General features: G+C 39.8%; 12 protein-coding genes. 3 read left to right on the forward strand and 9 right to left on the reverse strand.

Going from position 1 to position 14,666, the window contains the following annotated elements:
• Window positions 1-21: 21 nt before the first annotated feature.
• Both BMX11_RS06555 and BMX11_RS06560 read right to left on the reverse strand, forming a co-directional pair.
• A complete protein-coding gene (locus tag BMX11_RS06555; protein ID WP_090882675.1) occupies window positions 22-1,917 on the reverse strand; it encodes a RagB/SusD family nutrient uptake outer membrane protein in 1,896 nt (631 codons plus the stop codon).
• 19 nt (window positions 1,918-1,936) lie between these two features.
• On the reverse strand, window positions 1,937-5,134 hold the full coding sequence (locus tag BMX11_RS06560) for a SusC/RagA family TonB-linked outer membrane protein (protein ID WP_090882677.1): 3,198 nt from the start codon (window positions 5,132-5,134) through the stop codon (window positions 1,937-1,939).
• Between the two features lie 339 nt (window positions 5,135-5,473).
• Here BMX11_RS06560 and BMX11_RS06565 point away from each other — a divergent pair, with 339 nt between their 5' ends.
• Together BMX11_RS06565 and BMX11_RS06570 are read left to right on the forward strand one after the other, a co-directional pair.
• A complete protein-coding gene (locus BMX11_RS06565; RefSeq protein ID WP_090882679.1) occupies window positions 5,474-8,641 on the forward strand; it encodes a ligand-binding sensor domain-containing protein in 3,168 nt (1,055 codons plus the stop codon).
• Entirely contained in the window at window positions 8,626-9,459 is an 834-nt protein-coding gene (locus BMX11_RS06570; protein ID WP_090882681.1) for a response regulator transcription factor, read from the forward strand. The genes BMX11_RS06565 and BMX11_RS06570 overlap by 16 nt, the downstream gene beginning before the upstream one ends.
• On the opposite strand, the gene BMX11_RS06575 is transcribed toward BMX11_RS06570, so the two are convergent.
• The 7 genes from BMX11_RS06575 to BMX11_RS06600 all read right to left on the reverse strand — a co-directional run bounded on the left by BMX11_RS06575 (window position 9,460) and on the right by BMX11_RS06600 (window position 13,298).
• The gene (locus tag BMX11_RS06575; protein WP_245738596.1) at window positions 9,460-9,882 is read right to left on the reverse strand and encodes a hypothetical protein; all 423 of its coding nucleotides are present in this window, start codon (window positions 9,880-9,882) and stop codon (window positions 9,460-9,462) included.
• Window positions 9,883-9,908: 26 nt separating this feature from the next.
• Window positions 9,909-10,304: a hypothetical protein gene (locus tag BMX11_RS06580; protein ID WP_090882685.1), complete on the reverse strand. Its 396-nt coding sequence runs from the start codon at window positions 10,302-10,304 to the stop codon at window positions 9,909-9,911.
• A 47-nt stretch (window positions 10,305-10,351) separates the two neighbouring features.
• On the reverse strand, window positions 10,352-10,786 hold the full coding sequence (locus BMX11_RS06585) for a hypothetical protein (RefSeq protein WP_090882687.1): 435 nt from the start codon (window positions 10,784-10,786) through the stop codon (window positions 10,352-10,354).
• A gap of 3 nt (window positions 10,787-10,789) precedes the next feature.
• The gene (locus tag BMX11_RS06590; RefSeq protein ID WP_090882689.1) at window positions 10,790-12,001 is read right to left on the reverse strand and encodes an ABC transporter permease; all 1,212 of its coding nucleotides are present in this window, start codon (window positions 11,999-12,001) and stop codon (window positions 10,790-10,792) included.
• Entirely contained in the window at window positions 12,001-12,627 is a 627-nt protein-coding gene (locus BMX11_RS06595) for an ABC transporter ATP-binding protein (protein WP_090882691.1), read from the reverse strand. The genes BMX11_RS06590 and BMX11_RS06595 overlap by 1 nt, the downstream gene beginning before the upstream one ends.
• Window positions 12,620-12,790 carry a hypothetical protein gene (locus tag BMX11_RS24250; RefSeq protein ID WP_175474491.1) on the reverse strand — a complete coding sequence of 57 codons (171 nt, stop codon included), beginning with the start codon at window positions 12,788-12,790 and terminating at the stop codon, window positions 12,620-12,622. Before BMX11_RS24250 ends, BMX11_RS06595 begins: the two co-directional genes overlap by 8 nt.
• 115 nt (window positions 12,791-12,905) lie before the next feature.
• A complete protein-coding gene (locus BMX11_RS06600) occupies window positions 12,906-13,298 on the reverse strand; it encodes a MerC domain-containing protein (RefSeq protein WP_090882692.1) in 393 nt (130 codons plus the stop codon).
• An 83-nt stretch (window positions 13,299-13,381) separates the two neighbouring features.
• Here BMX11_RS06600 and BMX11_RS06605 point away from each other — a divergent pair, with 83 nt between their 5' ends.
• The gene (locus BMX11_RS06605) at window positions 13,382-14,584 is read left to right on the forward strand and encodes a GTP-binding protein (protein ID WP_090882694.1); all 1,203 of its coding nucleotides are present in this window, start codon (window positions 13,382-13,384) and stop codon (window positions 14,582-14,584) included.
• Window positions 14,585-14,666: the final 82 nt, after the last annotated feature.

Here is a 14,666-nt window from a genome sequence, read left to right on the forward strand (position 1 = left end):
TTCTTATGTCTTGATAATAAATTATTGATTTGGATTTCTTACAATCTTCGGATTTCTGTTGATGATGTCCTGATTGATTAAAGAGTAATAATTACCCAGGCGGAAGCGATGCGCCGCGGTAACACGACTTGGTTTTACTACTTTAAAGATGTATTTATTGTGATTTGGATTGCCTGGGTTATAGTATTTGTAAGGCCATAAACCAAATACTTGTGTACTGGTTCGGGTTGCCGAGCCAATGTTGGTTGCATTAATAAAATCAGCATTGCTCATGTTATTGCCATTCCAGACTTTATCAGCCAGTCTCCAGCGTTTGTAATCCCACAATTCATGACCTTCAAAGGCTAATTCTACCTTACGTTCATGCACAATGCGATCAAAAGTGATCTCGGCAGCCGTTAAGGCGGTGGTTAATCCAGCTCTATCTCTTACCGGTTTCAAATAGCCGGCAGCTGCCCCCAAATCGCCCAACTGAAAGGCCGCTTCAGCTGCATTTAACAAAACTTCTGCGTAGCGGTACCTGATCCACCAAACCTCGCTTCGGGTACCAATCTGGCCCGAACCTGCAGAAGGATCTAAATACTTGCGTACATAAAAACCTGTTTGAGCACTGAATTCTAACCCATCAACCGGGCCATCCTTGCCTACCACCTGCACACTACCCGGATTACCAGGAAGAACATCTGTTTTAGTTGAACCAAAGTTATCGCCAGTTACAATACTGCCATTAGCCAATTGATAACCCGCCCAGATATCTACCATGTTCCCCTTAAACAAGGTGCCCGGCAAAATTACCGTGCCTGCTAAACGGGCATCTCTTCCGGCAAAAATATCGGTAATTCCGGTGTAGTAAACGGGGTTTCCAGAACCATCTGTTACAGGCAAAGAAGCATAGGTATTATCTAGCTTCTCGAAAGACTGGACCAGGTTTAGGGAAGGATTTAAACGACCACCTTGCGCCTCTTCTGCTGAAGAACGAGGTTGATTATCGATGGTAAACCCATGAACCTTATTGGTTTTCAACTTGAAATCCTTCACAAAAATCACCTCCGGGTTACTTCCTTTATCGGTAAATAAACTGGCGAAGTTTTCAGATAAGTTGGGATTCTTCTGATACAAGGAATATTGACCATCGGCAATAATTTCCTTTGCCGCATTAAGGGCTTTGGTAAAGTAACTGTTAGCTAAAGAGGAGGCAATACCTACCTCTCCACCCGGAAGCGTTAATTGTGAATTGCTGTATTTGGCAATAGAACCTGCATACAAAGCGGCTCTGGATTCCATAGCCAGAGCTGCCGCTTTCGTTGCCCTGCTTTTTACATTTGCAGAGTTTGGCAATATGGTTTTAACGGCTTCCAACTCTGAGATTACAAAGTCGTAAACTTCTGTTTCTTTTGCCCTTGGGTATTGAAGATAGGTTGGATCTCCGCTGTAATTATAGGTTAGTGGCTCTAAAATTAACGGCACCCCTCCCATTCGCTTAACCATTTCGAAATAAAGGCCTGCACGGATAAACCTGGCTTCTGCCAGATAACGGTCTTTGTCTTCCTTTTTCAAGGTATTAGACTCTTCACCCTTTTTAATGAAGTTATTCAAATCGCGTACATAACCGTAATCCCACATGTTCCACGAATCGTAGTTGTATTCCAGGTTCTGGTGGCGGAAATAATCTCCACTTGCAGAGCCGAAACCCTCGTCAAAATCGGCAAATAACCACCAGGATTCTATTCTTTGAAAATCTGGATAACGGTCATAAAGATCACCGATTACCGATAAAACCAAGTTGGGATCCTTCCAGGTAGCCTCTATATCTAAGGTATTGGTAGGCTGTTTATCTAAAAATTCTGAGTCTTTTTTGCATGATTCGCCAAAGGTTAACAATGCAGCAGCAGACAATATATAGATGTATTTTTTCATTTCTTTAAATTTTGGATGTTTACAGCGTTAATTTGATACCGATGTTGTAAAACTTGTTTTGCGGATACTGCAAGCCGTTATCGTCTGCAATCTCCGGATCTACACCATAATCACTTAAGTTATCGAAAGAGAAAAGATTATAACCGTTAAGATATACCCTGGCATTCTGGATCTTAATTTTTTCAGACCATTTTTTCGGGATGGTGTATCCCAATTCTAAAGTACGGGCACGTAAATAGCTTACATTGTGCAACCAAAAAGTAGAGTTCTTGTTGTAATTACTCAACTGATTATCGTTAAAGCGCATGGCCGGGTATTTTCCGGAAACCCATGGGCTGTTTAAGTCGTACAGGTTGGTTCTGTGCCAGCTGTCGTTGGCAAAGTTTTGCAATAAGGCTCCGGTATTTTGGAAAGGCCATCTTTGTTCCCAGTTTTGGTTCCAGGAGTATAATGAACCTCCTGAAAAATCGGCAGTAAAATCGAAGTTTTTCCATGAACCTCCAATGGTGAAACCAAACATCACATTCGGCTGCCCGGTGGTGGTGTAACCAATCGGACGTTCGTCCAAACCATCAATAACCCCATCGCCATTCTGATCTTTGTAGATTAAATCACCCGGGAGTAGGGTTCTGTTCCCTTTTCCATCAATATTGACCTTAGAATTGTTGATCTCATCAATGCTTTGGAACTGTCCGGTAACTTCATATCCCCAGAAAATGTTATTATATCTGTTTTCTAAAGAGTTACGGTATTGATCCCATGAATTATTAAAACGCGGCATATAAGATTCTAAAAACTTACTTCTGGTGATCGAAAAATTACCTCCTACATTGTAGTTGAATTCTCCAATTTTATTGCGGTAGTTTAAAGAAAACTCAGCACCGTATTGTGCATCGCTATTGATGTTATAATCAGGGAGGTTATAACCAATTTCCTGTGGAACCAATACATCATTTTTTGTTCCTCTTAAGCCGGTACGCTTACGGTAGAAATAATCAACCGTACCATTAAGTTTCGAACCGAATAAAGAGAAATCAGCACCTACATCGGCAATTCTGCTCTTAAACCAGGTTAGTGTATTAATAATTGGTCCTTTATCTCTCGATGTTGTAATGGTTTTACCATCCAGGATAACTGTACCTACGTTATAGGTATATCCGGGCAAGTAAGCAAAAGGATCCAGGTTAATGTTATCATCTCCCAAAATACCATAGGAAGCACGGAATTTCAAATCATCCAAAATGCTGTTTTCACCTAAAAGGGATTTCATAAATCCTTCTTGTGTAATTCTCCAGCCAATGGAAGCAGAAGGAAAGTAACCTACACGCCTGTCGGGGGCAAATTTCCAGGAAGCATCTCTTCTTCCAGAGAATTCAACATAATACTTATTGTCATAGTTATAATTTAATCGGGTTACATAACCGATACGCGCTTCTTCCTGCTGCTGATCTGTAAAATCCTGTCCGTCCATATCTGCAAATTGCAGTACAGGTAAAACATTGGTTTGAGGTACAGCATGTTGGAAAGTGTACGTACGGAAGCGATCTAATCGCTCTGCTAAAAGCAATCCTCCAAAAGTATGTTTACCGAAAGTACGGTTGTAATTGGCCTGTAACTGATAAGTATTGGTCATTACCTTTTCATTCCTACGCTCGCGATAAGGATTTGAACTCCCTACTTTTTGCTCATAAACGCCTGTTTCAGGACGATAGGTATACACATTATAAGTGTACTCATGGCCGTTGATTACATTATCTGCAATGTAATAAGAGTATAATCCCTTAATTTCTAAACCTGTAATCGGTGTGTTGTAAGTAGCAGTTAAATTGGTTTGTAAAACCCTCCAGTCAGATTTCCAATAACCACTTAAAGCCTTACTTTGAACCGCAAATTGTTCTGTATTGTGACCAATGTCGTTAGGGTAATTGGGATTACCGTTTGCATAAGCCTGCTCTGTAGGGCGGTTTCTCAACAGGGCAAAACGAGCAGCCCAGTAATCATCACCACCGGGTACCCCTGGTTGATCTCTGCTTTCCACACGACCATTAATTAACATATTTACCTTGAAGCGATCGGTAATTTTCGCCTCCACATTACTTTGAATATTGGTACGGTTAAATTCAAACTCTCTTTGGGTTCCGTACACGCCTTTTTGGTCTAAACGGGTAGCAGAAATATAGTAAGTTAACTTATCTGTACCACCCGAAGCACTTAAGTTTACCGAAGACTGAGGCGCATTTGGAGCGATGATAATATCTTTCCAGTTTTGGCTCTGGTAACCATACTCCGTTCCGGCTTTCCATTTATCGAGTTCAGTTTGTGTAATATCAGTTTTTCCGTTGGCATTCATTTCTGCAGTGGCCTTTCCTAACATCCACTGATAGGCATCGGTAGTTTCCGGGAAGCGTACCCAGTTTTGCCATCCGGTATAAGCATCTACAGAAAAAGAATTCCGCGTACTGTTTTTACCCTTTTTGGTGGTTACGATAATTACCCCATTGGCCGAACGGCTACCATAAATGGCTGCCGAGGCATCTTTCAAAACGGTAATACTTTCAATATCATTTGGAGATATGTTATTAAACTGACCAGCATCCTGCTGAATTCCATCAATAACATATAAAGGATCGCCCATGTTACGAATCTGAATGTTCGCACTTGCCCCGGGTCTACCATCGGGCATTCTAAATGAAACCCCTGCTAATTTTCCTGCCAGGCCAGTACTTACTGTTGAACCGCCATGTACTTTTTCAAAATCCTTGCTGCTAATGGTAGCTACAGCACCCGTAATGGCTTCTTTCTTCTGCGTTCCGTAACCCACAACCACTACATCCGTTAAATCAGTAGAGGAAGATTTTAGTTTAGCATTAACAGTTGTCCTTCCATTTATACCTATTTCCTGATTGCTGTACCCTACGTACACGAAAACCAGCGTGGCATTTTTAGGGGCTACAATTTTATATTTACCGCTTCCATCGGTGGTAGCAGTGGTAGCAGCATCTTTAACCTTGATACTTACCCCCACTAAACTCTCTCCTTTTTCGTCGGTAACCGTTCCCGTAACCGTGGCCTGCTCTTGTGCATAAAGATTTCCCGAATACAGAATGGTTAAGATTCCGCAAATCAAAAACAGCATTCTTGGCTTACTAAAAGGATTTTGTAGAGGAGGCCATGTAGGCCACTTGGCTCCTCCTAAAGAGGATAAAATTTTTCTCATAAAAATTGTTATTTGGTTAGCAATGATGTTAAACCGCTCTGAATGTGGTTAAGCAACAAACAAATATGATCTTTTTAAGCGCCTACTAATTGCTGCATTTGTATCAATATTTCCTCAATTTGTCTCTTTTTTTCGCTCATGTTTTAAATTTCAGGACTCACAAAAAAAGTTACAATCAACTGTTTAACAACCAAATAAGATCAAAAATTCAAATACACAGTATGCCACAACAGGATGAGACAAATTATCCTCCCTGATGACATTCATGGAGTAGCCTATTCAAAATCTCTGATTAGAACCATTTCTTTGATATATTTGAACAACCGAGTATAAACAGCCTTGAAAAAACTAACCATCCTATTTTTATTCATCCTGGCAAGTAAATTCATTTATGCCCAGCCTTATTATTTTAGGCGCTATCAGGTAGAAAATGGATTATCGAACAATACTGTTTTCTGTACGGTTCAGGATCAAAATGGTTTTATGTGGTTTGGTACCAAGGATGGCCTCAACCGATTTGATGGCTACACTTTTAAAACCTACAGGCATAACGAAGAAGATTCTAAAAGCATTGGTAACGATCTTATTTACGCTTTGCACACCGACAAACAACATCGCCTCTGGATAGGTACCAATAAAGGTGTATACCGCTACAACCCGCAGCAAGAAAGTTTCAGTCTTATTGCTGAAACCAAAAACATGCGTATTAACGATGTGCAAAGTGATACCAAAGGTAATCTGTGGATCATTTCACTATCGCGTTTGTTTACTTACAATATTGAGCAAAAGAAATTTTACGCTTTTAAAGAAAAAGCTCATTTTGATGCCAATTCTGTTGGTGTAACCAAAGATGGTGGTATCTGGATCACAACCATGCAGGGCACTATAGAAAAATACGATCCTTTACACAATAGTTTTGCTTCTCATCATGTAATGAGTAAAAGCAAAGAAAGCGGCTGGACCACTAAAGTGCTTGATGCCGGTAACGGAAAACTACTGATTGGTACCGCCAATCAGGGGGTAAAACTTTTCGACTTAAAAACCTCTACTGTAAGCAATCTTAAAACCTTCAATGAAGATAAAACCTCCATTTTCGTCAGAGATATCCTTCAATCTAAGGAGCATGAATTTTGGATAGGCACAGAGTCTGGCCTGTACATTTACAACAGTCAGGATGGCAGTTTAGCACATTTACAAAAGCAGTATAATAACTTTTATGCGCTATCAGACAATGCCATTTATACGGTTTACCGGGATCGGGATGGTGGAATATGGTCTGGAACCTATTTTGGCGGAATTAACTATTATTCGCCACAGTATGCCGTGTTCACCAAGTATTTCCCTCAGAAAGGTAGCAACTCCATTAGCGGGAGTGATGTGAGAGAAATTTGTAAGGATAATGATGGCAATTTATGGATAGGTACTGAAGACGCTGGTTTAAACAAGCTGGATGCCAAAACCGGACTGTTTGAAAACTTCCTGCCAGATGGAACCCAACATAGCATTGCTTATTACAACATACATGGCTTATTGGTACATGGAAATCAACTATGGATCGGAACCTTTGAGCATGGTTTGGATATCATGGACATTAAAACCCGAAAAGTAATAAAACACTATACGGCAAGCCCAAAAAATGGATTACGTACCAATTTTATTGTTTCCTTTTGTAAAACAAGCAAGGGAGATATCCTTGTGGCCACGATTTATGGGTTATATCGTTATTACCCAAAAAAGGATTTCTTTGAGCCCATTCCCGATATCCCGATGTTTTTTTATGATTCTGTGATTGAAGACAGCCAGGGCAATATCTGGGCGAGTAGCTTTAATGATGGTATTTATAAATTTCGCCTGGATAAGAAAGGGTTTAAAAATTACAGGAACATAGAAGGCGATAAAAAATCGCTTAGCCACAATAGCGTAAATAGTGTTTTTGAAGATAGCCATCACCACATTTGGGTAACCACAGATGGTGGTGGTTTAAACCTTTTTAATCCAAAAAAAGAAGATTTTACGCGTTTTGGCACCAAGGATGGCTTTCCCAGTAATTCTATGTTCAGAATTTTGGAAGATGAAGACCAAAAACTCTGGATTAGCAGTACACGGGGATTGATACGCTTCGACCCTTCCAGAAAGGAGATTAAAACCTATTCCAGATCCAACGGATTGTTAACAGATCAGTTTAACTACAGTTCTGCTTTTAAAGATACTGATGGAAGATTTTACTTTGGGAGCGTAAAGGGCCTGATTAGTTTTTTACCCGCCAGCTTAAGAAATACCAATAATCAACCTCCGGTTTTTTTAACGGGCTTTCAGATTGATAATGAAGAAACACGGGTAAATGGCCCTGATTCTGTACTTCATAAATCGATCATTTACACCGACACACTCATCCTCAAAGATGATCAATCCTCTTTCAGTTTCGATTTTGCGGCATTGGGTTATACTTCGCCAGATATGACAGAATATGCCTACAAAATGAGTGGTTTGAACAAAACCTGGGTTTACCTTAAAACCAACAGAAAGGTTTACTTTACCAAACTCGCTGCCGGAACCTATACCTTCGAAGCCAAAGCTTTAATAAATGGCAGCGACAACTGGAGCCAAAAGAATGTAAAAATCATGATTAAGGTTTTGCCTCCCTTCTACAAGAGTCCCCTGGCCTATTTTCTATATTTTGTATTGGCATCGGCATTGATTATTTATCTGATAATGAGCTATCACCGCAGGCTCGAAACCAAAAACAAAAGGCGGATGGAGCTTTTTGAAAACAAAAAAGAAAAGGAAATTTATCAGGCAAAAATTGAGTTTTTTACCAATGTAGCCCATGAAATACGAACACCCCTTACCTTAATTAAGGGGCCAATGGAGAAAGTAATCAAACAGGCGGAAAGTGTGCCATCCATAGAAAAAAACTTAAGGATTATGGACCGAAATACCGACCGGTTACTCACCTTAACCAATCAACTGCTCGATTTCCGTAAAACAGAGATTAAAAACTTTTCGCTCAATTTTGTAAAGGCGAATATTAATGAGATCCTACAGGATATATTTTTAAGCTTTCAGGGAGTAGCCGAGCAGGGCGAAACAGACTATCATTTACAGCTACCGGATCATGCGTTGGAGGCTTATGTAGATGTGGAAGGTTTGTATAAAATATTGAGTAACTTAACCGATAACGCGCTTAAATACTGTGAAAAAATGGTTAGCATTAGTCTGGTAACCCTTTCGGATAGAGATTGCTTTCAGATTTTAGTCGAAAACGACGGCCCACTGATACCAAAAGATTTAAGGGAAAAAATATTTGAGCCCTTTTTCAGGGCTACAGAAACAGAAGTTAAACGCGGAACCGGGATAGGTTTGTCTATTTCCAAATCGCTGGCAGAACTTCACCACGGTAAATTATTTGTTGATGAATATAGCAGCAAACACAATATCTTTATACTTGAGCTCCCCATCCATCAACTCATTGAATTTAATCTGAAAGGCAAATGGAAAAAACATTAATGAGCGAAACACACGGACAAAATCAAGAAGAAAAATCTATCATTTTATTGGTAGATGACAATGAAGATATTTTAGATTTTGTTGCTGATGACCTGAGCGAAAAATTCCATGTGCTGCAAGCCAGAGATGGTATGGAAGCGCTCGAAATCCTGAATACAGAAATCGTTCAACTGGTCATCAGTGATGTGATGATGCCAAAAATGGATGGCTTTGAACTTTGCCGGAGAATAAAATCAAGCCTGGAGCTGAGCCATATTCCCGTTATTTTACTAACCGCTAAAAACACACTCCAATCAAAAATTGAAGGCATAGAACTGGGCGCTGATGCTTATGTAGAGAAACCTTTCTCGCCTGAGTTTTTACAGGTGCAGGTATCCTCATTAATCAAGAATCGCAATAAGATAAAGGCTTATTTTGCCAGCTCGCCCCTTATACACATCAAAACGATGGCCTATTCTAAAGGAGATGAACAATTTTTAGAAAAACTCCAGGAAACCATCCTTAAAAATCTGGATAATCAAAATTTAGATGTAGAACATCTGGCAGAGCATATGAACATGAGCAGGCCAACTTTATATCGCAAGATCAAATCGATTTCCGATCTTACCCCAAATGAGTTGATTAATCTGGCGCGGTTAAAAAAAGCGGCAGAACTTTTAAACGAGGGCTTCTTTAAGATTTACGAAGTATCAGAAATGGTAGGCTATAGCTCTCAAACGCATTTTGGCAGAAATTTCGCCAAGCAATTTGGCATGTCGCCATCTGATTATATCCACAGCAGGCAACAAGCCAAGGAAACAGCCAAACCCAAACATTGATCAGGTTGTTTTTAACCGGGCATTTTTAATGGATATTGGCGGCGCATAACTGGCATCCTTCTGCTCTAATTTCAGCACTCCAACCACCGTTATAGGCTTTTCCGTATAACTAACAGGCTTTTCCATTTCAATCATAATCATAATGGGCACACCGTTTTGTCCGCAAAAGAAACATTGATTAATGGGTAAAGTAGCCAGTAAAAATTTCTGCTGTTTCTGTCCCGTTTTGATAGGAATTAAATAACCCTTAAGCTCAAATGGCTTGTTTTCAAACCGCTTAATCGCACTCGTATAGATTGGATTTAATTCATTTGTTTCTGAGAGTTCGAACTTCACTGTTCCGATGATATCCCAATTGAGAGAATGTAATTGATCATTTAGATTGTGTTTTTGACTCTGTGCTTGTACCAACAAGCTGGTCATTAAAAAAAATATCAGCCAAACATGCCTCATAACTGCTCTGCATTAAGTAAATAGAATTCTGACCTGTTGTCTCCAGAATCATTTATCAAAAACTTCCCCCGTATCCGAACCACCTTATCTGTCCATTTGATGGTTTTTAACATTTTAACTTCTACCATAGAAGGGATATCGCCTGTTCCGCAAAAAGGGCAAGATTCTATGGGTACAATGGATAGCATAAACGTGGAAAAGGTATTGCCCACCTTGGTTGGAATAATAAAACCTGGTAGTTCTATTACCGTATTGTTGATTGCCCTGAGTTCTGCCGGAAAAATACTCTTGAACACCAAAGGCTTTACCTGTTTTTCGTAACGCAATGCGATTAAATTCCAGTTAGGTGTGCGCAACTCCTTATGTACATTAACCTGTGCGGCTAAGTTCATGCTCCAAACAGTGAGGCAAAACAGCAAGCAGCGCTTAAAATCAAACCTCATACTTTCTTTGCATTTAACAGAAAAAACTCACTTCTATCATCGCCCGAATCGTTGATGATAAAGATCCCCCTTAGCTTAACTGGCTTATCAGTGATGGGAATGGGTGTAATCATTTTCACCTCAATCATTGCAGGAATATCTCCCGTACCACAATACGGACAAGAAGCTATGGGCACAATAGAAAACATAAATTCGGAAAATTTGCTCCCCACTTTAGTTGGTATAATATATCCTGGCAGCTCAATAACCTTATTATTGAGTTTCTTTAATGGTTCGGGATACACACTACCCCATTTCCCTGGAGAAATTTCCTTATCGTAACGTAAGCCAATGGTGTTCCAGGTAGGTGTACGCATATCGGTATGCACCTTAACCTGTGCAGAAACCCAAAGTGAGCATAGCCATAAAATTAAAAGACCGCAATACTTCATTAGCTAACTTTTAGAAAGTGTTTTCGCAATATCAACCTTGTATACCTGCATGGCTGGAATAATAGAAGCAACTAATCCAATCACTAGTCCTGCTAAAATGAGGTATAATTCTTCGGTAACAAAATAACTACCCGTTAACCTGGCCTGTGCCGATTCTTGATATACGCCAATGACCTCAACTGCCAAATGACCAATCAGAATGCCTAAACAACTGCCTACTATGGTAACCGCCAATGCTTCAAGCACCACATGAAAAAAGAGTTTCCCTTTAGAGGCACCTAAACACCGCATGAGCGCTAAATCATATTTTTTTTCCTTCATGGAATTATACAGACTGATAAAGATGCTCAGACCCGAAATGGCCATAATTAATATCGCAAAGTATTTCAGGGTGTCTAATCCTACTCCAATGAGCGAGAAAAGCCTTGCACTCTCCATGGCGGGAGAAGCAGCCTGCATATTGGTATTTTTGTTTACCATGCGTGGAAAAAGCACAACCGACATAGGCGACCGGTACTGGATTAAGATGGCGGTAATTTCTTTATTACTGATTTCCTTCTCCTCATGGTGTTCAGCAGAACCATGTTCCTCTTCTCCCTCTGGTTCATGCATTTTATATACACTCCCAATATTGGTTAAAACAAGATCATCAGTTACATTACCCTGAGGTTTTAATACACCAACTACCTGGTACATATGCTGTTTATGCACATCGCCATTACCATCTAAGCCATGTGCGCCATAAAATTTATCTCCTGGTTTAAGTCCTGTAACCTTAGCTACTGTACTCCCAATATTCACTTCCAGATCTTGCTTCCAATACCTTCCCTTTCCAATCTCTAACTGGTAAAGCTGAATAAAGGAACTATCCGTACCTGCAATTCTAAAACCTTCATAGCTATCGCCAAGAGCCAGCGGTACCGCTCTTTTCACCATCGGGTTTTTCATAATGGGTTCTGCCTCCTCCACAGTAATATTCCCCGTAGGAAAATCAATATGGTAAATACTGCTTAAAATTAATTGCAATGGGCTTCCCTTTGCACCAACCACCAGGTCAATATCCTTGGCATTTTGCTCCAACTTGCGCTCAATTTGGTTGGAGGCCAGAAGTAAAATGCATAAAATACCAACGCCAAAAGCAACTAACATCACATTTAGGCCTGTTGTAAGTGGATTACGATAAAGATTTTTGAAGCTGATCTGGTAAATATTCATTACAATAAGTAAGATTTATCAATACGTTGGCTCACCCTTTGGTCATGTGTGGCAATAACGAGTGCAGCTTGATTATTTTTTGCCTGTGTTTGGAGCATCTCTAATACCTGGAAAGCATTTTCATCATCCAAACTGGAGGTAGGTTCATCGGCGATTAATAAATCGGGCTTATTAATGAGGGCACGAGCCACAGAAAGCCGTTGAAGCTGTCCCTGACTTAATTCATGGGGATACTTTTTCCTTAACTCATGAATGCCTAAATCTTTCAACAAATTCATGGCATGCGCGTCATCGAAAGTTAATCCGGCCAACGAAGAAGCAATCTGCAAATTTTGGATCGCATTTAATGCTTTAATGAGGTGGGTTTGCTGGAAAACAATGCCGATGTGCCGGCCTCTAAACCGATCTAAAGCAGTGCCCGATAAGCTGTGTAAATTCAATTCGTTGTGCGTTACCGTACCCTCGGTTGGACTTAACAAACCTGCCAGGATATTCAACAGCGTACTTTTCCCTTTTCCAGATGCACCAAGAAGTAACCATTGATCCATGCTATCAATATCCCAATCCGGGAAATTAATCCTTCTTCCCCCTGTGTAATTGTGTGATAAATTCCTAATCTTAATCATGACGTGTATTTTTTACAACTGGCGTTGGTTTAATGATCAGGTTTTTTATAGCATACCGCTTATATAGCGTTAGCCCGTCGTTATTACCATGCCTGCAAGCCGGATTGAGTACCGAAATAAGCAACAAGGCAGGGAGAAACAGATATTTTTTATTGAAATGCATTTACAAATATAAGCTTTGATTTTTAAACGCAACAATGTTGTGTTATTAAGATTATAATAAGTTCATGCTAATTTTACATAGCATACCCACGCGCTAAGATATTGACAAAAATTGGCTAATGCTGATGATTATTATTAACGGGGCATTTTTTTAAATATTTTAGATTTATCAGATGTGCTGCCGCAATCATTAAGCCTCCCAATGGGATCAGTATAGGCTCGGTAACTGATATTCCAGAAAAATGACCAAATGCAATACTAAGAAATCCTAAAATAAGCAGCAGAAGGGGTCTAAATTGCCTGTGCGATTTGATGGATTTTCCTAAAGACCATATTCCCAGGAGTAACGATAAACAGATCATGCCAATTTCGAACCATTCATTAGCTATAAAATCTAAGCCCCATAAAGGTAATAATGTAATAACAAATGGTACTGCGGCACAATGAATGGCGCAAAGTACAGAGGCTGAAATACCTATTTTATCCAGGTTAAGTTTTAAAATATTCATAATAGCGATTTGCTATAAATATAAACGCAATTTAGTTGCATTTAAAAACACAACTATTATATTTGCAACTTAATTGCATTAAAATGATAAATAAACTTCCTGTTACTGTATTGAGTGGCTTTTTAGGCAGCGGTAAAACCACCCTTTTAAATTCAATCTTAAAAAACAAAGAAAATCTTCGGGTAGCTGTGATTGTAAATGATATGAGCGAAATCAATGTCGATGCCAATTTGATTAAAAGTCAACATACGCTTTCACAAACAAAAGAAAAGCTGGTAGAAATGAGTAATGGGTGTATTTGCTGCACCTTAAGGGAGGATTTAATGGTTGAGGTAGAAAAGTTGGCCAAAGAAAACCGCTTCGATTACCTGCTGATAGAAAGTACCGGTATTTCCGAACCTATCCCGGTGGCACAAACCTTTACCTTTGTAGATGAGCAGTCGGGTATTGACCTGAGCCAGTTTAGTGTATTAGACACGATGGTTACAGTAGTAGATGCCTATAATTTTTATCAGGATTTTGGCTCGGCAGAAAAGTTGCTGGACAGGAACTTGGCCGAAGAGCAAACAGATCAGCGAACCATTGTAAATCTGTTAACCGATCAGATTGAATTTGCCAATGTTATTTTACTCAATAAGGTAGATCTGGTAACTGAGGCAGATATGAAAGTACTCCGTGCTTTGATTAAAAAACTGAACCCTTCTGCCCGAATTTACAACAGTATTTTTGGAGATATAAACCCCTCCCTATTATTGAACACAGGCTTGTTCGATTTAGCAGAAGCATCCGCAGGTGCGGGATGGAAAAAAGAACTGGAAGAAACACACCAACCGGAAACGGAAGAATATGGTATCCTATCTACGGTTTTTCGTTCCAGAAAACCCTTTCATCCCCAACGTCTCTGGAATTTCATTCAACATGAATTTCCATCTGAAATTATCCGGTCTAAAGGAATTTTCTATTTGGCTTCCAACGCCGATCAAGCTGTTAATTTTTCGCAGGCAGGAGGATCATTGAGGGTTGATCCTGCGGGTGTATGGTGGGCGAGTATGCCAGAAACAGAACGCATGCAATATTCGGATTATCAGGAAAACCGTAACCAAATTCAAAGCGATTGGGACACTGATTTTGGTGACCGTGTAAATGAACTGGTTTTTATCGGGCAGGATTTAAATATACCCGAATTGAAGCAATTGTTAGCAACTTGCTTACTGAATGAATACGAGATAAAGACTTTCAAAGAAAAAGGTTCTTTTACAAATCCATTTGAGCAAGTATTGCCCTAACTTGTAGGGAACAATAGTATTTGGGAGAAATAGTTTAAATATTCCTCCTGAATACCTTAAGTACTAACAGCCCTAGCGCTCA

Origin of the sequence: Pedobacter rhizosphaerae, from assembly GCF_900111155.1 — a bacterium.
Lineage (GTDB): Bacteria > Bacteroidota > Bacteroidia > Sphingobacteriales > Sphingobacteriaceae > Pedobacter > Pedobacter rhizosphaerae.